The sequence below is a fragment of the Pseudomonas sp. EL_65y_Pfl2_R96 genome (assembly GCF_963970905.1).
Taxonomy (GTDB): Bacteria; Pseudomonadota; Gammaproteobacteria; order Pseudomonadales; family Pseudomonadaceae; genus Aquipseudomonas.
The window spans coordinates 1-18,711 of the sequence record NZ_CAXAQH010000020.1; the positions used below are offsets into that span (position 1 = coordinate 1).

Here is an 18,711-nt window from a genome sequence, read left to right on the forward strand (position 1 = left end):
CTGCTTCCATCGTTTTCTTGCCCAGCATCCGTTGCAGTTCACGGATCTGCTTGAGCGCATCGCTCAGCTCGGAGGCAGGCACCACGGCTTCGCCTGCACTGACCGCCGACAGGCTGCCGTCCTGGTACAGCTTGCGCCACAGGAACAACTGGTTGGCATTGATGCCATTACGCCGAGCCACCACCGAAACGCTTTGTCCTGGCTCAAGGCTCTCGCGAACCATGGCCAGTTTTTGCTCTGGGCTCCAGCGGCGCCGCCGCTCCTGGCCCAAAAGCTCCCCACTCTTATCGTTGCTGTTAGTCATAAACATAACCGTTTGCCTATCCCTTATCGTAAGGGGGAAACGGTGTCCTGTCTTTCATGGGGCTCGTTCACCGCCCTGCTCCCTCCCCCAAGGCAAAGCTCAAAATCAAAAGAGAAGCATTCCCTCTTAATTTAAAAAATTCTTGAGTCGCACACAGTTGAGCCGTTGCCACTCAATGGAAAATCCTTTGCTAATATAAAGTCATCTCCGCTTAACGAGCATTACTCGAAGAAGGGAAGCTAAAATGGCTATAGATATGGGTGATATAAATAACGCAGCTGCCTGGAGCGGCTTGATAATTGGGCTACTTGCTGCCGCCAAAGCATTTGGCTTAGAGGCTTTAAAAGGGGTTATTTCAGATAGACTAGAAAAAATGCGCATTGAATCAGCAGTAAATCTGGAGCACCTTAAAGCAAAGTTTAATCGCGACATTGAAAGATTTAAAGGATTTCACTCTGCTATAGCCAAAGATGAGGTAGCCACTTATAAAGAACTGTGGGGAGCAGTATCGATAGCACTGGTTGCTCTCAACAGAATAAGCGACGACATCAACCCTTGGACTTTAGCTGACCTATATGGTGTCAGCAGGGCAGAGATTGAAGACTATGAGTGCGATCGCGCCATTGAACTTAAAAATCGATATATTGAAGAAACAGTAGATGATTTCCAATCGAAGATAAACGCGGCTGACGGAATTGCATATGCTAGTAGACCGTTCATATCCACAGATGTATGGAATGAAACAACCTCACTGCTCTCCTTCTTGTCAGAAGTGTGGCTAAATCTTAAGTTCGGCAACGATTCAAGGCCAATTTCCGAGCTTCTTGAAACCGCTCGCATAGAAGTCGAGGGAAAAGTCGACAGAGTGTCCAGCATAATAACTAAAACCATACGAGATTGATTAGGAGACCATCACAATTATCACTAAATCTAACCAGCATTCCCCCCTACTTCCATAACTGAACCCACCGCTATCTAACGTTGACCAGGCAAATCTGAAAGTGGGGATAGTCCAAAACTGGACCATCGTTGGCATGCTCAAATCTGAGCACATCAGGTGCTGGGACGAGATACGAGCAGAATTCCGCGCATCTGGCTAATGCCCTCAGGTTTGAGTGCATCTCCCCTCCCCAGGTAACCCCCCTGCGATACCACGCTCCCACAGTGAAATATCGCGACATGAGACGTTTTGATCTCAAAGAAACGGCTTCCGCGGGTCGATGGGCTAAGTTTTCAGCCGATTCTTGAGAGTGGTAGCGCCGGCACCATTACCAAACGCTGGCCGGCCGCATACCGAGTGCCCTGCTACCCTTCGGATTCACATGGAGGAATGCAATGAACAACACACTGATAGCTGGCTTACTCAACGCACAGAACCAAAACCAGATCGCCCTGCGTACCACAGTGGAGGAGCTTTCCAATTGAGTAGAGCAGCGCGGATGCGCGCAAAACTGCTCACATCACGCCTTGGGCTTATCCCGCTTTTGTATTGCCTGACGAGCTTTTTCGGGAAGATTTGCGAATCGACTCTTTGTCTTCAGTGGTCGACTGATGCGCTCCTCGACAATGAAATTGATCATCTCGAAGAGCACAAGAACGCTGTCATGATCGTCTTCCAGGTTCATTTCCAGCGGATGGACTGCATTATTGCCAGTGACGCGAATCACGTCGAGAGCTTGCTGAACGTGCACATCAAGACCGCTTGCAACGAGCGCCTTGATATCCGTATCAATCTTCTCCCCCTTGCCTCCCAAGTGAACCAATAGCTTCTGAAGACACAATCTGAGCAACGCCGCGGCCCCTCTAGGAGAGCGCTCGCAAATTTCCCGTGCTTCATCAAAATCGGCTAGGCATTCCTTCGGCATAGCCTCGTGACCATGAGGAACTGAAAGCTGGTTTGGGTAGATCAGTCGGCCTTCATCGTCACCTTCGCCATAACGCAGCCAAACGCTGTTCTGTTCACAGTGATCACATTTGCAATACCAGTAATCGGTCGAAAAAGCATCGCCCCATTTCCTACCTATGAGCGCAGTCCAGCTCATCGACGTGAGAGTCATGCATTCCGGATGAAGGCAAGTGAACGCCTTACCCTGAAATGTAGGTGCTTCATATCTGGCAACCATAGACACTCCTCTTTATGGCTAAATGCCTCGAGTGTAATGCATTGTTCGGGTGTGCCCATTCAGATACGGGCAGATTTTGCCTTTTTCAGCCTTTTCGCTTGATAAGTAACACCCAAAGTGAAACAGTATTAGGAGAACACCCTAACTGATACAGGCACCCATCATGTTCATCCGTGCATACCTCCGAGCTTCGACCGAAGAACAGGACGCCAGCCGCGGCCGGGCATCGCTCGAGCAATTCGCCACCGACCACAACAAGGTCATCGCGAGTGAGTACCTGGAGAACGCCAGCGGCGCGACCGCAGACAGGCCTGAGCTGCTGCGTCTGCTCAAAGATGCGCGCAAGGGTGACGTATTGCTGGTGGAGTCGATAGACCGCCTCTCACGCCTTCCTGTAGAGGACTGGCAGAAGCTCAAGGCCGCGATCGATTCCAAGGGCTTGCGCATCGTCGCGCTCGATCTGCCAACCAGCCACCAGGGAATGCAGGATACCAAGGGCGACGAGTTCACCGGCCGGATGCTGGGAGCGATCAACTCAATGCTGGTGGAAATGATGGCCGCGATCGCGCGCAAGGATTACGAGCAGCGCCGCGAACGCCAGGCTCAAGGTATCGAGAAGGCGAAAGCTGCTGGCAAGTACCAGGGTCGGCCGGTAGATGAGGATCTGCACAAGAGAGTTAAAGAGCTACTAAAAGCCGGCCTTGGGATACGAGCAACAGCGCGACACGCTGACTGTTCCACCACTACAGTCCTTCGGATTAGGGACGCAACTCAGTAGTAGTGCGAGCGCCAGAGCTGATTAGCCCTTCCATCTCTTGGGCTTGTTGCAGTGCCGCTTCGCTGAAGCTTTTTCCGGTGAGCAACGTATCGATCGCTTTGAATAGCAGCAGGTCGAACTGCGAGGTAAGCCAACGATACCTAGCAAACTTTAACTCTTCGAACTCTCTGAAGCCCTTTTCACCAAATGCGGACGCAATGAGCATCTTGATATTTTCGTCTTGGTGCCAAGCGATCTTCTGAGGCTGCTCCTTACCTTTTTTGATGAGCACAATCGATCGCCCCAAGACGGTACGATACGTGACGTAGAGCGCCCAGATGTACTCGCCTAAATGGGGTCGCATCCGCTCCACCTCTTCGAGCCCGGCGCTGAAGTAGTCCATCTCGACAATATCGCCCATCCGCGCCGAATACGGACGCAATGACGGATCGGTGTAGAAGCCTTTCATTTCCTCATCAGTGAGAATGTCAGTTAGCGACAAGATGCCGGGAAAGGCCTTACGAGCCTGAATTACCCCCAACCAAAGTACATCTACTGCTTCGATTTTTTTCGTGATGGTTGCTTTCTGAACTTCAGAAAAAGATGTTGCAGCTATCCGAAGTTTTTCTGCCTGCCGATCCACTTCAGCTTTCAAGGAGGCCAAGTGGGCGTCTCCTTGCGTTTTCAGTTCAGCCTTTAGCTTTTCCAGTCGATCGTCATATTCATGCTTGATGCTCCCTTTCAGGCGTTCGGTTATCCAAGCCCTACAGAGCCATCCAAGAATGGCCACGAGCAGTGCGCTGATCCCGGCGGAGGTGGCTGTGGTCAAAGCAAAATTCGTCAATGTTTCCATACACATCCTGGAGATGGCGGACAGAAATGAAAAAGCCCCGTCAGGCTAAATCTGAGCGGGGCTTTTTAGACCTACTGCTGTCACCCTGCTGTCACCAAAAAATGATGCTACCTAGGTAACAGGCTGAAAGGCCCGAATTATATGGTGTCCCAGGGCAGGTTCGAACTGCCAACCTTCCCCTTAGGAGGGGGATGCTCTATCCAATTGAGCTACTGAGACACACGTCGCCGGCAAAGGAATGCGCAGCGATGGACGGCGTGCATGTTAACGGGCAGGCCCGCGTTTGTCATGTCATCCGTAGGGCTTTTTAAGTGTAGGCAGACGCCTCACGGTAGCGTGGCTTTGTTTACCGTGCAAATTGCATCGCCGTAAAAATGCAACGACGGTATTTTGTGAAAATATCTTAATTCTTTGTTTTTAAAGGATTTAATAGCCGCTAAACTTTTGGCATGCGGGCTGCTTCGACTGTTCTCAATGAACGAGGGAGATCAGCCCCATGAACAGCGCTCTTTTAGTCGCGAATGCAGTCGCCCTGGTGGTTCTGTTGGGTTTTCAATTCTTCCCCGAAAACGATGCGGCGACGGTTGCCCAACGCATACCCCATTACCTGCAGCTGCAAAAAGCGCCTCAATTGGCGGTCATGAGCGATCAGCCCGGTGTTGTCTGCCAAGAGGTGAGCCAGGAGCGTATTCAGCTGCGCACACAGTCTTTCGAACGCTTGGTATTTTGAATCACCCCATCAGGAGCACAGCATGTCCAAATCAGCCGCAGGATTTTTCGTCCTCGCTTTACTGAGTGGCATTCTTCATCTGTCATTGTTCCAGGACACGGTCGTCACCCTGCCCCTGATTGCCTGCGGCATGTTTGGTACGCTGTTCGTGCTGGCGCTGATCGCCGGGCGCAAGATCAAGTTCGATCCGGTTTTGCGCTGAGGCTCAGCAGCTTCAGAAGATTAGCGACCGTGACAGCAAGGTCGCCGGAGTTATCCAGTCGATGTATCCGCGTATCACCGATTGAATCGCCAGCCGTGAACAGCGCATTGCGGCGCAGTCTTGCTTCAATTTCTGCCGGGTTCTCACGCCCCCGCCGTAGCAGGCGCTCTCGCAGGACTTCATCCTTGACCGTCAACAGCACCGGAAATAGCGTGGGATAGCGCTGCTGCGCATCAGCCAGGTGTCCGCGCGAACCATTGATCAACACATCTCGCCCGTCCTTGAGCCATTGGTCTATGCGCACAGGAATACCGTAATCCAGCCCATTGGCTTGCCACGACAGCGCAAAATCCCCTTGGCTTCTGCGTCGTTCGAACTCTTTGCGGGATACCTCGATGGCGTCTTCACCCACGGACTCAGCCGAGCGCGTAATAACCCGGCGCACCACCTCGCAATTGCGTGCCCGCAAGGGCTCACGAGCGGTTTCGATAAGGCTGTCCTTGCCGGATCCGGAAGGCCCCATCAAGTAAATCAGCCTGCCATCCATCCCGAAATCATTCCATACCATCCGTCTGCCCTAGTAAATCGGCCATTTGCCACTATCCTGTATAAAGGCAAGGAACAAGGATCGAATCCGCGTAGCATGCACCTTCAGGGGTCTTCGGGCATCATCTGTCGGGCAAGAGGACGCGGTCAGCGATACGGACTCATGGATTGTTTTCAAACCAGTCCGCATTTCTGATAATAGGTGCTGGCATTAAGCCTTTACCCGGATCAATATTTGTCACAGAATTGACGCCAATGATCTGGCTAATTTGAGGCATGATGCGCGCCTCTATCAATTCAGGTTGAACATTTGGTCGGAGCGCTTGTCCTATCTGACATCCTGCGGCCAATCCCGAGAACCGCTCCCCTGAACTAACCGGTTAAATTTATGCGCCCATTGAAACAGGCAATTTATTCCAGCCGTACGGCTGACAAGTTCGTCGTACGTCTGCCAGACGGAATGCGTGAACGCATTGCCGAGGTGGCTCGCAATCATCATCGCAGCATGAATTCCGAAATCATCGCGCGCCTTGAACAGAGTCTTATTCAGGAAGGCGCGTTGGGCGAAGAATTAAGCATGCGCCTGGACAGCCCCGAGCTGTCATTGCACGAACGTGAACTGCTGCAACGCTTCCGCCAACTCTCCCATCGCCAGCAAAACGCTTTGGTTTCGCTGATCGCCCATGACGCCGAAATGGCCGCAGACGTTTCCTGATTCATCCCGAAAGCTCAAGCCAGCGTAATTGCTGGCTTTTTTTTGCCTGAAATTCGGGCAAAAAAAACCCGCCGATTGGGCTAATGCCTGTCAGTTAAGCCCGCCCCCACAGGTTCAGCGCTTTAACTGACTGGCATTTGCCAATTGAGCGGGTTCCTTTAAAGCAGGACGTCAGAGCAGGAAAATTGTCGCCAACCCGAGGAAGATGAAAAAGCCACCACTGTCAGTCATGGCAGTGATCATCACGCTGGCGCCCATTGCCGGGTCGCGCCCAAGCCGCGCCAGGGTCATCGGAATCAAGACCCCCATTAATGCCGCAAGCAACAGGTTAAGCGTCATGGCGGCAGTCATTACCACGCCCAGGGACCAACTGCCATAAAGCAGATAGGACACCACACCAATCACCCCACCCCAGACCAGGCCATTGATCAAGCCGACCGCCAACTCCTTGCGCATCAGCCGCGACGTATTGCCGGTGCTGACCTGATCCAGCGCCATGGCGCGAACGATCATGGTGATCGTCTGGTTACCCGAGTTGCCGCCGATACCCGCCACGATCGGCATCAATGCCGCGAGTGCTACCAGTTTTTCAATGGAGCCTTCGAACAGACCGATCACCCGGGATGCAACGAACGCGGTAATCAGGTTCACCGCCAGCCAGGCCCAACGGTTGCGCAGGGATTTCCAGACTGACGCGAAAATATCTTCCTCTTCGCGCAGACCCGCCATGTTGAGAACTTCGTTTTCGCTCTCTTCACGAATCAGGTCGACCATTTCATCGATGGTCAGACGACCGATCAGCTTGCCGTTCTTGTCGACCACCGGCGCCGAGATCAAGTCGTAACGCTCGAACGCCTGAGCGGCCTCGTAGGCGTCTTCGTCCGGATGAAAACTCACCGGGTCGCTGGCCATGACTTCCGACACCTGTTTTTCCGGGTCGTTGACCAGCAGACGCTTGATCGGCAACACGCCCTTGAGCACGCCGTCGTAATCGACCACGAACAGTTTGTCGGTGTGACCCGGTAGCTCCTTGAGGCGACGCAGGTAACGCAAAACCACTTCGAGACTGACATCCTCACGGATGGTCACCATCTCGAAGTCCATCAGCGCACCGACCTGCTCCTCGTCATAGGACAACGCGGAGCGGACGCGCTCACGCTGTTGGCCATCGAGGGTTTCCATCAGCTCGTGGACGACGTCTCTCGGCAGCTCGGAGGCCAGGTCAGCCAGTTCGTCGGCATCCATGTCCTTGGCCGCAGCCAGGAGCTCGTGATCGTCCATGTCGGCGATCAGGGTCTCACGAACCGAATCGGATACTTCAAGCAGAATGTCGCCGTCGCGATCGGCCTTGACCAATTGCCAGACGGTCAGACGATCGTCCAGCGGCAAGGCTTCAAGGATGTAGGCAACGTCAGCGGAGTGCAGATCATCGAGCTTGCGTTGCAACTCGACGAGGTTTTGCCGGTGAACCAGGTTCTCGACCCGGTCGTGATGCGGACCTTCCTGGCGATGAGTCAGGTCTTCGACCACCCGCTGGCGTTGCAGCAGCTCAACGACTTGAGCGAGGCGGTCCTGCAAGCTTTCCTGCGTTTTCTTTACTTCAGCTTCAGACATAGGCGAACTCCACTCCCAGCAGCGGGGCACGCCGGAAGGATCAATCAGTCAATTCATGATTGTAAAAACGGGGTACTGAGTAACTACTGGGTAAGTCCATGGAGGTATTCCACAAGCCCCGGCGGGGCTGACGGGCGCAATGATAACACCGCCTGATGGTTTTAAACGTTAAAAAATCGCGGCTGAAACAAGCGCTTGCGAGACAAACCTGAGCGCGGTGCTGATCCATGGAACTGCGACGACTTATCCTGAAAAGAAAACACACCATCATCGAAAAATGTAACGGCTACCCTTGATAAGGACCGTCAAGGAGGACGCCGAATGCCATGGAATGCACATTATTTTTTGCTTGCCGCCCTGCTCTGCCTGCCGCCCCGGGCGCTTGCCACGACCGTTCACCGGTGTGAAGCCCCTGATGGGCGCATCACCTTCACGACCTTGAGCTGTACGGCCGGAGAAAACCTTTCACTTCAGGACGTTCACACCTTCATACCCGGGAGCACGACAGCCCTGATGCCAGAAGCCGAGTTTCGCGAAACATCAGGTATGAAAATCCAAAGAAGAGCGCCGACGGTCGTTGGCCAGCCCGAGGACAAATGTGGAAATCTGCTCAGCGCGAAGGAGCGCCGCATAGCGATCATCAATCAGCGGGTCGTCGCTGGCATGACTCAACAAGAAGTCGAAAGCGCTCTCGGCAAGCCCGACAAGATCAGCACCCGCAATTCAGCCACGAGCTACCGCTATGACAACAAGCGAGGGCGTAGTGCTCACGTCGAGTTCGATGAGAAGGGTTGTACCAAAGGAAAAGCCAAATCGCAGACGGCAAAAAGCCCGCGTTAAACGCGGGCTTTTTGGTGTTTGGTGCACTCGACAGGATTCGAACCTGTGACCGCTCGGTTCGTAGCCGAGTACTCTATCCAGCTGAGCTACGAGTGCATTTGTGTTTTTATACCAGATCACAACTGGTTGGAGCCAAGTTATTCACATTACTGCAAACAACTCTTAAATGGTGCACTCGACAGGATTCGAACCTGTGACCGCTCGGTTCGTAGCCGAGTACTCTATCCAGCTGAGCTACGAGTGCATTTGTTGCCGCGCATTATAGGCCGTTAAATCTTTTTGTAAAGCACTTTTTCTAGTAATTTCAACAACTTACCGAAAAAGCCAGATTACAACGTACTAAGCAAATAATGGCGGAGAACGGGGGATTCGAACCCCCGACACCCTTTTGAGGTGTACTCCCTTAGCAGGGGAGCGCCTTCGGCCACTCGGCCAGCTCTCCGCAACACGGGGCGTATCTTAACCAACCTTTTCCCCGTTTGCAAACATAAAAAACGATAAAAATTAATGGCTTGGTTCTTCGTCCTTCTCTTTCTTTATACGCAGGTAAATTTCTTCACGGTGCACAGCAACCTCTTTCGGGGCATTGACACCAATACGCACTTGATTTCCTTTAACGCCGAGCACGGTCACGGTGATTTCGCCATCACCAATAATCAGGCTTTCTGCGCACCGACGAGTCAGAATCAGCATACCTTTCTCCTCACGCATTTCATTTCAGGGACAACAGTCTGCAAAAAAAAGGCATTCGACCTACAACCGGAACGATCGTAGCCCTACATGCCTGAGTATTGACTAGCGCGAGCAAAAGAACAGCTTTGGTACGCACCATTCAAAAAACGAAGGGCGCGGTCAGACCGCGCCCTTCGGGGAACGCATCACTCGCCCTGTCGGGCCGGCGCGTCCAGTTCGAAAGCTGTGTGCAGCGCGCGCACAGCCAGTTCCAGGTACTTCTCTTCGATCACCACGGACACCTTGATTTCCGAGGTCGAGATCATCTGGATGTTGATGCTTTCTTTCGCCAGGGATTCGAACATACGGCTGGCCACGCCCGCGTGGGAGCGCATGCCGACGCCGACGATCGAGACCTTGGCAATCTTGGTGTCGCCCACGACTTCACGGGCACCGATCTCGCGAGCGGTGTTTTCCAGTACGGTTTGCGCCGCCTGGTAGTCGTTGCGGTGCACAGTGAAGGTGAAGTCGGTGGTGTTATCGTGCGCGACGTTCTGCACGATCATATCGACTTCGATGTTCGCGGCACTGATCGGGCCGAGAATCTTGAACGCCACGCCCGGGGTGTCTGGCACGCCACGGATGGTCAGCTTGGCTTCATCGCGGTTGAAAGCGATGCCGGAAATGATCGGCTGTTCCATGGTTTCCTCTTCATCAATAGTAATGAGGGTGCCCGGACCCTCCTTGAAGCTGTGCAGTACGCGCAGCGGAACGTTGTACTTGCCGGCGAACTCGACCGCACGGATCTGCAATACCTTGGAACCGAGGCTGGCCATTTCCAGCATCTCTTCAAAGGTGATCTTGTCCAGACGCTGAGCCACGGACACCACACGCGGGTCGGTGGTGTAGACGCCGTCGACGTCAGTGTAGATCTGGCACTCGTCAGCCTTCAGTGCCGCCGCCAGCGCCACGCCAGTGGTGTCGGAACCGCCACGACCGAGCGTGGTGATATTGCCGTGCTCGTCGACGCCCTGGAAACCGGCGACAACCACCACACGACCGGCCTTCAGGTCACCGCGAATCTTCTGGTCATCAATCTGCAAGATACGCGCTTTATTGTGCGCGCTATCCGTCAGAATCCGTACCTGATTACCGGTGTACGACACCGCTGGCACGCCGCGCTTGATCAGCGCCATGGCCAACAGTGCAATCGTCACCTGCTCACCGGTGGAAACGATCACATCCAGCTCGCGAGGAACCGGTTGGCCGTCACCACTGATTTGCTTGGCCAGATCGATCAGACGGTTGGTTTCGCCGCTCATTGCAGACAGCACAACCACCAGGTCATCGCCCGCATCGCGGAATTTCTTAACCTTGTCGGCGACCTGCTCGATTCTCTCGACAGTGCCGACTGAGGTGCCTCCAAATTTCTGTACGATCAAAGCCATTTCAAAGCCGCCTCTGCCCATGAAGGGCGCCCAATAATCACTCAAACAGCGTTCTGGCCCGCCACTAGACCGCGGGCCATACACACTGCCTTATAAACCCTGCTCTACAAATGGAACAGTCAGGGCCAATGCAGCATCCAGTGCGCCAGCGTCAGTACCACCGCCCTGCGCCATATCTGGACGACCACCGCCCTTCCCGCCCACTGCCGCAGCAGCCTGCTTCATCAAATCACCGGCTTTGAGTTGGCCAGTCAGGTCTTTGGTCACGCCTGCAACCAGTACGACCTTTTCCTCATGGACACTGCCGAGCAGGATCACTGCGCGGCCGAGTTTGTTTTTCAGTTGATCGACCAGCGCCAACAGCGCCTTGCCGTCCTGACCGTCCAGACGCACGGCCAGCACTTTCACGCCTTTGACGTCCAAAGCAGAAGCCGACAGATCGTCGCCCGCCGCGCTGGCCGCCTTGGCCTGCAACTGCTCGAGTTGCTTCTCCAGCAGACGGTTGCGCTCCAGCACAGCCGACAGCTTGTCGATCAGGTTATCGCGGCTGCCCTTGACCAGGTTGGCCGCTTCCTTGAGTTGTTCTTCAGCCGCGTTCAAGTAGGCCAGCGCTGCTGCGCCGGTCACAGCCTCGATACGCCGCACACCGGAGGCCACACCGCCTTCGCTGATGATTTTCAGCAAGCCGATGTCGCCGGTGCGATTGGCATGGATACCACCGCACAGCTCGACAGAGAAGTCACCCATGCTCAGTACGCGCACGCTATCGCCGTACTTCTCGCCGAACAGCGCCATGGCGCCTTTTTGCTTGGCGGTATCGATATCGGTTTCTTCGGTTTCAACTTCGGAGTTCTTGCGAATTTCGGCGTTGACGATTTCTTCCAGCGCTTTCAGTTGTTCAGGCTTGATCGCTTCAAAGTGGCTGAAGTCAAAGCGTAGACGCTGACTGTCGACCAACGAACCTTTCTGCTGAACATGCTCGCCCAGCACCTGGCGCAATGCGGCGTGCAGCAAGTGAGTCGCCGAGTGGTTCAGCGAAGTCGCGTGACGCACTTCGGCATCCACATGAGTCTCGACCGGAGTGCCCACGATCAGGCTGCCCGAATCCAGCACACCGTGGTGCAAGAACGCACCGCCGGTCTTGGTGGTGTCGCGTACGTCGAAACGCGCAGCGCCAGCCTGCAGGAAGCCGCAATCACCAATCTGACCACCGGATTCCGCATAGAACGGCGTCTGATCGAGAACGACCACACCCTCTTCGCCTTCGCTCAATACGTCAACCGATTGCCCGTCTTTATAGAGAGCAACGATTTTGGCAGAACCACTGTGAGCGGTGTAACCGGTGAACTCGGTGGCCACATCAACCTTGACCAGGCTGTTGTAGTCCATGCCAAAGGAGCTGGCGGAGCGGGCACGGACGCGCTGGGCTTCCATTTCGCGCTCAAAGCCTGCTTCGTCGATGGTCAGGCTGCGCTCACGCGCGATGTCGCCGGTCAGGTCCATCGGGAAGCCGTAAGTGTCGTAAAGCTTGAACACCACGTCGCCCGGTACCACGTCGCCTTTGAGTTCGGCCAGATCCTGCTCGAGGATCTTCAGGCCCTGTTCCAGGGTTTTGGCGAACTGCTCTTCTTCGGCTTTCAGCACGCGCTCGATGTGCGCCTGCTGGGATTTCAGCTCAGGGAACGCTTCGCCCATCTCGGCGACCAACGCCGCAACGATCTGGTAGAAGAAGCTGCCCTTGGCACCCAGTTTGTTGCCGTGACGGCAAGCGCGGCGAATGATCCGGCGCAGCACATAACCGCGGCCTTCGTTGGACGGCAGCACGCCGTCGGCAATCAGGAAGCCGCAGGAGCGGATGTGGTCAGCCACGACTTTCAGGGATGCCTGAGCGTCGTTGGTGCAACCGATGGCCTTGGCCGATGCACTCAGCAGGCTCTGGAACAGGTCGATTTCATAGTTCGAGTGAACGTGCTGCAGCACGGCACTGATCCGCTCCAGGCCCATGCCGGTGTCCACCGACGGCGCAGGCAACGGGTGCAACACGCCATCGGCGGTGCGGTTGAACTGCATGAACACGTTGTTCCAGATCTCGATGTAACGGTCGCCGTCTTCTTCCGGCGAGCCCGGCGGGCCACCCCAGATGTCGGCGCCGTGATCGTAGAAAATCTCGGTGCAAGGACCGCACGGGCCGGTATCGCCCATGGTCCAGAAGTTGTCGGAAGCGTATGGCGCACCCTTGTTGTCGCCGATGCGAACCATGCGCTCGGCCGGAACGCCGATCTCCTTGGTCCAGATGTCGTACGCCTCGTCATCGCTGGCGTAGACGGTGACCCAGAGCTTTTCTTTCGGCAGGTTCAGCCACTTCTCGCAGGTCAGGAAGTTCCAGGCGTAGGTGATGGCGTCACGCTTGAAATAATCACCGAAGCTGAAGTTACCCAGCATTTCGAAGAAGGTGTGGTGACGGGCGGTATAGCCGACGTTTTCCAGGTCGTTGTGCTTGCCGCCGGCGCGCACGCATTTCTGACTGCTGACGGCGCGGGTGTACGCGCGCTTTTCCTGGCCCAGGAAGCAGTCCTTGAACTGGTTCATCCCCGCGTTAGTGAACAGCAGGGTTGGGTCGTTGCCCGGAATCAAAGAGCTGGAGGCTACACGGGTGTGGCCTTGCTCTTCGAAGAAGCGAAGGAAGGCTTCACGGATTTCTGCGCTTTTCATTAGGTTCTTCCACGGAGGCTGCGGCCAAAGGCCTGTGCGAAACGTCAACAGACGAAGCGACGGCAAAGGGCCGCATTATATCGGCCCAGCGCGCGGGGTACAGCGTGTTTATACGATAGAAACAGTCAATTGGACCGCTAACGCGATCAGTTGCGGGAAAAGTCGACGAATGTAGCGACGACCTGCTCGATTTGCGCACGGCTGACGTCCATGTGCGTGACCATTCGCAGACGACCGGCAGCGCTGAGTTTGATCCCGCGTGTCGCGGCGAAGGCCTTGATCGCTTCGGCCTTGTCGCCCATTGCCACGTAAACCATGTTGGTCTGCACCGGCTCGACTTCATAGCCCGCCGCCCGTAGTCCCTCGGCCAGCAACTGTGCATTGGCGTGGTCGTCGGCCAGGCGCTGAACATTATTATCCAGCGCATACAGCCCCGCCGCCGCGAGAATCCCGGCCTGACGCATGCCGCCGCCGACCATCTTGCGCAAACGTCGTGCCTTGGCAATCAACTCGACCGAGCCGCACAGGACCGAACCAATCGGTGCGCCCAGGCCTTTGGACAGGCAGACCGAGACCGAATCGAAATGCTGAGTGATCTCCCGGGCATCGACACCCAGCTTGACCGCCGCGTTGTAGAGCCGCGCGCCATCCAGATGCAGCGCCAGGCCATGCTCACGAGTGAAGCGGCGAGCCTGGGCCAGATACTCCAACGGCAGCACCTTGCCCTGCATAGTGTTTTCCAGTGCCAGCAAGCGGGTGCGGGCGAAGTGGAAATCATCCGGTTTGATCGCGGCGGCGACCTGCGCCAGGTCCAGCGAACCGTCGGCTTGTACTTCCAGTGGTTGCGGCTGGATCGAACCGAGCACTGCCGCGCCGCCACCTTCGTACTTATAGGTATGGGCCTGCTGGCCGACAATGTACTCGTCGCCGCGCCCGCAATGAGCCATCAAGCCTAGAAGATTGCTCATGGTGCCCGTCGGGACAAACAACGCCGCGGCAAAACCCAATCGTCTTGCCAGTTCGGCTTCCAGACGATTGACCGTCGGATCTTCGCCATAAACGTCGTCACCGGTGGCCGCGTTGGCCATCGCGTCGAGCATCCCTGCGGTCGGTTGGGTGACGGTGTCGCTGCGAAGATCGATAACGCTCATGAATCTGGCCTCGGTTAGCAGGGAAAATCCCTTTCAGGATGGAATTACTGCGGTCATGCCGACAAATAATCAAGCCTTGAGCGAGGAAAAGACGCTTTACGTCTTCGAAAAAGCGCAATCCATGTGGAGTGGGCTTGCCCGCGATAGCATTGTGTCAGTCACCTTGGTTATCGACTGACAGTTCGCTATCGCGGGCAAGCCCGCTCCCACAGGTTCTGCATTTTGATTGACGGGTATTGGCATGCACGCCACGGAAATATGTGCTAAAAACGCTTCGCCGCCAAACAAACGGGCGGCAAAACGTTCTCAGGGCGGGGTGTAATTCCCCACCGGCGGTAATTGCGCGCAATGCGCATAGCCCGCGAGCGCTTGGCGTCAGGCACGGCAATGGCTGTGATGGCGGCAAGGTCAGCAGACCCGGTGTGATCCCGGGGCCGACGGTCATAGTCCGGATGAAGAGAGAACGGGATTGACGCCGCCTGGGCTCTATACCAAAGCGCCGTCCGCAGGCATTTGTGCCTGCGTACCCTTAAATCCCATTCGATTCATAACGCCCTGTTTTTCACACAAACAGGAGTCAGAACATGCAACCCACCGCAATCGATAGCAAAAGCAAAAACCATCAGGGCGAGCGCGTCGCGTTCATCCAGGCCTGCTGGCACAAGGAAATCGTCGACCAGAGCCGTAAAGGCTTCGTCACCGAAATGATTGCCCAGGGTTATCAGGAGTCGGACATCGATTTCTTCGAAGTTGGCGGCGCCTTTGAAATTCCGCTGCACGCCAAACTGCTGGCCAAGTCCGGTCGTTATGCCGGCATCGTCGCGGCGGGCCTGGTGGTCGACGGCGGCATCTATCGCCACGAATTCGTCGCCCAGTCGGTGATCAGCGGCCTGATGCAGGTTCAGCTGGAAACCGAAGTGCCGGTGTTCTCAGTGGTTTTGACCCCGCACCACTTCCATGCCGGCGAAGAACATCAGAAGTTCTTCTTCGAGCATTTCGTGCATAAAGGTCAGGAAGCGGCGAAGACTTGCGCGGATACGCTGCACAAGACCCGCGCATTGCGCCGCAGCGAACCCCGCGCGGTAGCCGTTTAAACACAAAACCTGTGGGAGCGGGCTTGCCCGCGATAGCGGTGTGTCAGTCACCCTAATTATCGACTGACAGTCCGTTATCGCGGGCAAGCCCGCTCCCACAAGGATTTATGTCGAGCCAGAGATCAGGGTCAGGCCAGGTTTTCGTCGGTGGTCGGCACGATCAGGATGCCGGCGCGCAGGCCGTTCTTGACCTTGGGGTTCGGGAAGATGATCCGGGCGCCCTTCTCTTCGATGACCCAGCGGGTGTTGGCGATGTCCTCGGCCAGCACATACCCCACCTTCAACTCCGAAAAGTTTTCGATATCCGCCGGCAGGTTCAGGCGAAAGCTATCGCTGTGCTTGATGACTTCCCGCGCGACGCTGAACAGCTGCAAACCTTCCAGCCCTTCATCGGTCATTGGCGGCTCGGTGCCTTCGATGATCTGCTTCAGGCGGGCTTCAAGCAGGCTGACGTTGACCCCATCGTTCTGTCCGAACGGTCTTGCCTTGCCCAGTTCGAGGGTGAAGGACTCGGCACCGAGCTTGTCATAGGTATACGAGCTGAACACGATGGACGGCTTGTTTTGCAGCAGCACCGCTTCCATGCCCGCGGCGCGCAGGCGAGCCAGTTCCTGACGGGAATGCTGTCGATCTTCTTTCCAGGGGTACAACGCGAATTGCTCAATCTTCGAGCCGCGAATCGCCGTGTGCAGGTCGTAGTGCAGTCGACTGCGGTCCGGCAGGCTGAAGAAAGTCGCTGCCAGCCGCTCTAGCTCACAAGCGCGCAATGCCTCGGAACCGCTGCTTTGTTCGTGACGGCCGTTGAACAGCCGATTGACGTCCTGCTCGATGAAACGCTCACCGCGGCGGATGGCCTCGGGGTTGCCGAACAGGAACAGAATACGTGCGCGCGGCTTCAAGCCACCGCGGGCGATGTCATGCAACAGGCGATCGAGCAGCTCGATCGGCGCTGTTTCGTTGCCATGGATGCCGGCCGAAAGCAGCAGGTCCAGGCCGTTGTCGCGAGCTTCAGGTGGCCGGACTTCCAGCGCACCTTCGCTCAACCAGCGCATCCGCACGCCTTCGACAGTCAGTTGAGTCTTCTCCGCCGGTTCGCGGCCGGCGAGGGTCAGTTCAAGCAGTTTGCCGAGGGCGAGCATAGAGCGGCTTCCTTAGTGGTCGTGATTGCAATCCGGGCCGTGCACGTGGTCCTCATCATCACTGAGGTCGGCCGGTTCCATCTCCAGTTGCAGACTTACCAGATTAGTCGCCAACGGGCGCAACAGCAGGTTGGCGTATTCAGCATCACCTTCTTCGACGTCCACGCCGATCAGCAACTGGCCACGGCCGTCCTGCTGGATCCACAGCTCTTTGCCTTGCCACATGACCGCGACGCGGGTGCAGGACGTTTCCAGTTGCGTGCCGTCGGTGTCTTCAAGGATCAGCTGCAGGGTATCGCTCATGTATTTACGCTCTCGTCTGGAGATTAAGCGGCGCGCTTGCCGTTCATATAAAAAGCCAAGGCGCGCCGGCTATCAATTGATCTGGAATGGATAAACCGCGCCCAGTTTAAGGATTTGCGTCAGTTCATCCAGTGCCGTCCGGCACTCAAGCAGCAATTGCGGGTCCGCCAGATCGTTTTCGGTCATGCGGTCGCGGTAGTGCTTGTCGACCCATTCGGTCAACGTGCCGTACAACGGTGCCGTCATGATAACCCCTTGGTTGACGGCCGCCAGTTCGGTTTCGTTGAGTGCGACGCGCAGCCGCAGGCAAGCCGGGCCGCCGCCGTTCTGCATGCTCTGCTTGAGATCGAAAACTTTCACTTCACGGATCAGGCCGCCAGAGCCGGTCAGGCCTTGCAGGTACTGCCAGACACGTTCGTTGCCACGGCATTCTTCCGGCACGATCAACAACATGGAGCCGTCAGGACGCGACAGCAGCTGGCTATTGAACAGGTAGGAACGAACGGCGTCTTCCACGGTGACCGCGGAACGCGGTACGCAGATCGACTGAAATTTCCCACCGACTTTTGCGAGTTTGCCTTGTAGCTCAGCGAGCATCTGGTCGGTGTCGAGGAAGGCGTCCTCGTGATAGAACAGCACCTCGCCGTTGCCCACGGCGATCACGTCGTTGTGAAACACGCCCTGATCGATCACCGAAGGATTCTGCTGGGCGTAGACCACGCCGTCATCACTCAGGCCATGCAGACGCGCGACAGCCTGGGACGCTTCGAGGGTCTGGCGCGCCGGGTACTTCTGCGGTGCCGGATAACGGGTGTCGAACGCGCTGCGACCGAACACGAAAAACTCGACGCCGGCCTCACCGTAGTCACGGCAGAAGCGGGTGTGGTTGGCAGCGCCTTCGTCGCCGAACTGCGCCACGGCCGGCAACGCGGCGTGGTGAGCGAAGTGTTTCTGGTCAGCGAACATCGCGCCCAGCACGCGACTGGTGGTCGGGTGTTCGATGCTGCGGTGGTATTTGCAGTTGAGGTTGGCGGCGGTGAAATGCACACGGCCATCCGCGGTGTCGGCGCTCGGGCTGACAGTGGCGGCGTTGGCCACCCACATGCTCGACGCCGAGCAACTGGCGACCAGCAGTGGCATCGCATCTTTGGCGGCTTGCTCGATCACTTGCGCATCGGTGCCGCTGAAACCCAGGCGGCGCAGCGCCCCGACATCCGGACGTTCCTGTGGTGCCAGCACGCCTTGCTGAAAGCCCATTTCCATCAGCGCTTTCATCTTCGCCAGGCCTTGCAGCGCGGCTTCCTTCGGATTGGAAGATTGCTGGCTGTTGCTCTGGGACGCGACGTTGCCGTAGGACAGGCCGCCGTAGTTATGGGTCGGCCCCACTAGACCGTCAAAATTGACTTCATAGGATTTCATCAGCGAGGCTCCACGAGAATCTGTTGTTATAGGCTTCAGTAACTATTCTTTGAGACCGCGTCGCGGCCTTCGCGGGCAAGCCCGCTCCC

The 18,711-nt window shown here is 56.2% G+C and carries 20 protein-coding genes, 4 tRNA genes and 1 riboswitch; of the genes, 8 read left to right on the forward strand and 16 right to left on the reverse strand.

Annotated elements, in window-relative coordinates; genetic code table 11:
* The coding region (locus tag AACY49_RS19385; protein WP_445262650.1) for a transposase at positions 1 to 304 on the reverse strand (304 nt) is incomplete at its 3' end.
* A gap of 244 nt (positions 305 to 548) precedes the next feature.
* On the opposite strand from AACY49_RS19385, the gene AACY49_RS19390 reads away from it, so the two are divergent.
* Positions 549 to 1,205, forward strand: a complete 657-nt coding sequence (locus AACY49_RS19390; RefSeq protein WP_339525786.1) for a hypothetical protein — start codon at positions 549 to 551, stop codon at positions 1,203 to 1,205.
* Between the two features lie 559 nt (positions 1,206 to 1,764).
* Here AACY49_RS19390 and AACY49_RS19395 read toward each other — a convergent pair.
* Positions 1,765 to 2,427, reverse strand: a complete 663-nt coding sequence (locus AACY49_RS19395) for a DUF4145 domain-containing protein (RefSeq protein ID WP_339525788.1) — start codon at positions 2,425 to 2,427, stop codon at positions 1,765 to 1,767.
* A gap of 163 nt (positions 2,428 to 2,590) precedes the next feature.
* On the opposite strand from AACY49_RS19395, the gene AACY49_RS19400 reads away from it, so the two are divergent.
* The gene (locus AACY49_RS19400; protein WP_339525790.1) at positions 2,591 to 3,205 is read left to right on the forward strand and encodes a recombinase family protein; all 615 of its coding nucleotides are present in this window, start codon (positions 2,591 to 2,593) and stop codon (positions 3,203 to 3,205) included.
* On the opposite strand, the gene AACY49_RS19405 is transcribed toward AACY49_RS19400, so the two are convergent.
* Together AACY49_RS19405 and AACY49_RS19410 are read right to left on the reverse strand one after the other, a co-directional pair.
* A complete protein-coding gene (locus tag AACY49_RS19405) occupies positions 3,186 to 4,037 on the reverse strand; it encodes a hypothetical protein (RefSeq protein WP_339525792.1) in 852 nt (283 codons plus the stop codon). The two genes, AACY49_RS19400 and AACY49_RS19405, sit on opposite strands and share 20 nt — an antisense overlap.
* A 142-nt stretch (positions 4,038 to 4,179) precedes the next feature.
* Positions 4,180 to 4,256: transfer RNA gene (locus AACY49_RS19410), tRNA-Arg, on the reverse strand.
* A gap of 277 nt (positions 4,257 to 4,533) precedes the next feature.
* Here AACY49_RS19410 and AACY49_RS19415 point away from each other — a divergent pair.
* A complete protein-coding gene (locus AACY49_RS19415; RefSeq protein WP_339525794.1) occupies positions 4,534 to 4,767 on the forward strand; it encodes a hypothetical protein in 234 nt (77 codons plus the stop codon).
* A 22-nt stretch (positions 4,768 to 4,789) separates the two neighbouring features.
* The gene (locus AACY49_RS19420) at positions 4,790 to 4,969 is read left to right on the forward strand and encodes a PA3371 family protein (RefSeq protein ID WP_258699507.1); all 180 of its coding nucleotides are present in this window, start codon (positions 4,790 to 4,792) and stop codon (positions 4,967 to 4,969) included.
* Here AACY49_RS19420 and phnN read toward each other — a convergent pair.
* Positions 4,944 to 5,516, reverse strand: a complete 573-nt coding sequence (gene phnN, locus AACY49_RS19425; protein WP_339525796.1) for a phosphonate metabolism protein/1,5-bisphosphokinase (PRPP-forming) PhnN — start codon at positions 5,514 to 5,516, stop codon at positions 4,944 to 4,946. The two genes, AACY49_RS19420 and phnN, sit on opposite strands and share 26 nt — an antisense overlap.
* Positions 5,517 to 5,903: 387 nt before the next feature.
* On the opposite strand from phnN, the gene AACY49_RS19430 reads away from it, so the two are divergent.
* Entirely contained in the window at positions 5,904 to 6,230 is a 327-nt protein-coding gene (locus AACY49_RS19430) for an Arc family DNA-binding protein (protein ID WP_018926380.1), read from the forward strand.
* 171 nt (positions 6,231 to 6,401) lie between these two features.
* On the opposite strand, the gene mgtE is transcribed toward AACY49_RS19430, so the two are convergent.
* Entirely contained in the window at positions 6,402 to 7,844 is a 1,443-nt protein-coding gene (mgtE, locus tag AACY49_RS19435) for a magnesium transporter (protein ID WP_258699506.1), read from the reverse strand.
* Between the two features lie 321 nt (positions 7,845 to 8,165).
* Here mgtE and AACY49_RS19440 point away from each other — a divergent pair, with 321 nt between their 5' ends.
* Entirely contained in the window at positions 8,166 to 8,684 is a 519-nt protein-coding gene (locus AACY49_RS19440) for a cell envelope protein SmpA (RefSeq protein WP_339525799.1), read from the forward strand.
* A gap of 19 nt (positions 8,685 to 8,703) precedes the next feature.
* Here AACY49_RS19440 and AACY49_RS19445 read toward each other — a convergent pair.
* From AACY49_RS19445 to ltaE, 7 genes are all read right to left on the reverse strand, one after another.
* Positions 8,704 to 8,780, reverse strand: a tRNA-Arg gene (locus AACY49_RS19445).
* 71 nt (positions 8,781 to 8,851) lie between these two features.
* Positions 8,852 to 8,928 (reverse strand) — tRNA-Arg (locus AACY49_RS19450).
* 107 nt (positions 8,929 to 9,035) lie between these two features.
* A tRNA-Ser gene (locus AACY49_RS19455) sits at positions 9,036 to 9,126 on the reverse strand.
* Between the two features lie 62 nt (positions 9,127 to 9,188).
* Positions 9,189 to 9,377 (reverse strand): carbon storage regulator CsrA, encoded by a 189-nt coding sequence (csrA, locus tag AACY49_RS19460; RefSeq protein ID WP_002554426.1) that lies wholly within the window; start codon positions 9,375 to 9,377, stop codon positions 9,189 to 9,191.
* A gap of 185 nt (positions 9,378 to 9,562) precedes the next feature.
* Positions 9,563 to 10,804 carry an aspartate kinase gene (locus AACY49_RS19465; protein ID WP_105346344.1) on the reverse strand — a complete coding sequence of 414 codons (1,242 nt, stop codon included), beginning with the start codon at positions 10,802 to 10,804 and terminating at the stop codon, positions 9,563 to 9,565.
* Positions 10,805 to 10,894: 90 nt separating this feature from the next.
* Entirely contained in the window at positions 10,895 to 13,516 is a 2,622-nt protein-coding gene (gene alaS, locus AACY49_RS19470) for an alanine--tRNA ligase (protein WP_258699504.1), read from the reverse strand.
* A gap of 146 nt (positions 13,517 to 13,662) precedes the next feature.
* Positions 13,663 to 14,667: a low-specificity L-threonine aldolase gene (ltaE, locus tag AACY49_RS19475; protein ID WP_339525803.1), complete on the reverse strand. Its 1,005-nt coding sequence runs from the start codon at positions 14,665 to 14,667 to the stop codon at positions 13,663 to 13,665.
* On the opposite strand from ltaE, the gene AACY49_RS19480 reads away from it, so the two are divergent.
* Both AACY49_RS19480 and AACY49_RS19485 read left to right on the forward strand, forming a co-directional pair.
* A complete protein-coding gene (locus AACY49_RS19480) occupies positions 14,666 to 14,845 on the forward strand; it encodes a hypothetical protein (protein WP_339525806.1) in 180 nt (59 codons plus the stop codon). The genes ltaE and AACY49_RS19480 overlap by 2 nt on opposite strands.
* A 120-nt stretch (positions 14,846 to 14,965) precedes the next feature.
* Positions 14,966 to 15,136, forward strand: a riboswitch (FMN riboswitch).
* A gap of 115 nt (positions 15,137 to 15,251) precedes the next feature.
* Positions 15,252 to 15,761, forward strand: a complete 510-nt coding sequence (locus tag AACY49_RS19485) for a 6,7-dimethyl-8-ribityllumazine synthase (RefSeq protein ID WP_258699502.1) — start codon at positions 15,252 to 15,254, stop codon at positions 15,759 to 15,761.
* A 128-nt stretch (positions 15,762 to 15,889) separates the two neighbouring features.
* Here AACY49_RS19485 and astE read toward each other — a convergent pair whose 3' ends face one another.
* The 3 genes from astE to astB all read right to left on the reverse strand — a co-directional run bounded on the left by astE (position 15,890) and on the right by astB (position 18,622).
* Positions 15,890 to 16,900, reverse strand: coding sequence for a succinylglutamate desuccinylase (astE, locus tag AACY49_RS19490; RefSeq protein WP_339525808.1), 1,011 nt, complete (start codon positions 16,898 to 16,900; stop codon positions 15,890 to 15,892).
* 12 nt (positions 16,901 to 16,912) lie between these two features.
* Positions 16,913 to 17,203: a topoisomerase II gene (locus AACY49_RS19495; protein ID WP_258699500.1), complete on the reverse strand. Its 291-nt coding sequence runs from the start codon at positions 17,201 to 17,203 to the stop codon at positions 16,913 to 16,915.
* Positions 17,204 to 17,275: 72 nt separating this feature from the next.
* Positions 17,276 to 18,622 carry an N-succinylarginine dihydrolase gene (gene astB / locus AACY49_RS19500; RefSeq protein ID WP_339525810.1) on the reverse strand — a complete coding sequence of 449 codons (1,347 nt, stop codon included), beginning with the start codon at positions 18,620 to 18,622 and terminating at the stop codon, positions 17,276 to 17,278.
* Positions 18,623 to 18,711 lie beyond the last annotated feature (89 nt).

Excerpts from the sequence above, each read along its gene's own strand:
- AACY49_RS19390 (WP_339525786.1), top strand. The coding sequence starts at position 549 with ATGGCTATAGATATGGGTGATATAAATAACGCAGCTGCCTGGAGCGGC.
- AACY49_RS19395 (WP_339525788.1), bottom strand. The coding sequence starts at position 2,427 with ATGGTTGCCAGATATGAAGCACCTACATTTCAGGGTAAGGCGTTCACT.
- AACY49_RS19400 (WP_339525790.1), top strand. The coding sequence starts at position 2,591 with ATGTTCATCCGTGCATACCTCCGAGCTTCGACCGAAGAACAGGACGCC.
- AACY49_RS19405 (WP_339525792.1), bottom strand. The coding sequence starts at position 4,037 with ATGGAAACATTGACGAATTTTGCTTTGACCACAGCCACCTCCGCCGGG.
- AACY49_RS19415 (WP_339525794.1), top strand. The coding sequence starts at position 4,534 with ATGAACAGCGCTCTTTTAGTCGCGAATGCAGTCGCCCTGGTGGTTCTG.
- AACY49_RS19420 (WP_258699507.1), top strand. The coding sequence starts at position 4,790 with ATGTCCAAATCAGCCGCAGGATTTTTCGTCCTCGCTTTACTGAGTGGC.
- phnN (WP_339525796.1), bottom strand. The coding sequence starts at position 5,516 with ATGGATGGCAGGCTGATTTACTTGATGGGGCCTTCCGGATCCGGCAAG.
- AACY49_RS19430 (WP_018926380.1), top strand. The coding sequence starts at position 5,904 with ATGCGCCCATTGAAACAGGCAATTTATTCCAGCCGTACGGCTGACAAG.
- mgtE (WP_258699506.1), bottom strand. The coding sequence starts at position 7,844 with ATGTCTGAAGCTGAAGTAAAGAAAACGCAGGAAAGCTTGCAGGACCGC.
- AACY49_RS19440 (WP_339525799.1), top strand. The coding sequence starts at position 8,166 with ATGCCATGGAATGCACATTATTTTTTGCTTGCCGCCCTGCTCTGCCTG.
- csrA (WP_002554426.1), bottom strand. The coding sequence starts at position 9,377 with ATGCTGATTCTGACTCGTCGGTGCGCAGAAAGCCTGATTATTGGTGAT.
- AACY49_RS19465 (WP_105346344.1), bottom strand. The coding sequence starts at position 10,804 with ATGGCTTTGATCGTACAGAAATTTGGAGGCACCTCAGTCGGCACTGTC.
- alaS (WP_258699504.1), bottom strand. The coding sequence starts at position 13,516 with ATGAAAAGCGCAGAAATCCGTGAAGCCTTCCTTCGCTTCTTCGAAGAG.
- AACY49_RS19480 (WP_339525806.1), top strand. The coding sequence starts at position 14,666 with ATGAATCTGGCCTCGGTTAGCAGGGAAAATCCCTTTCAGGATGGAATT.
- ltaE (WP_339525803.1), bottom strand. The coding sequence starts at position 14,667 with ATGAGCGTTATCGATCTTCGCAGCGACACCGTCACCCAACCGACCGCA.
- AACY49_RS19485 (WP_258699502.1), top strand. The coding sequence starts at position 15,252 with ATGCAACCCACCGCAATCGATAGCAAAAGCAAAAACCATCAGGGCGAG.
- astE (WP_339525808.1), bottom strand. The coding sequence starts at position 16,900 with ATGCTCGCCCTCGGCAAACTGCTTGAACTGACCCTCGCCGGCCGCGAA.
- AACY49_RS19495 (WP_258699500.1), bottom strand. The coding sequence starts at position 17,203 with ATGAGCGATACCCTGCAGCTGATCCTTGAAGACACCGACGGCACGCAA.
- astB (WP_339525810.1), bottom strand. The coding sequence starts at position 18,622 with ATGAAATCCTATGAAGTCAATTTTGACGGTCTAGTGGGGCCGACCCAT.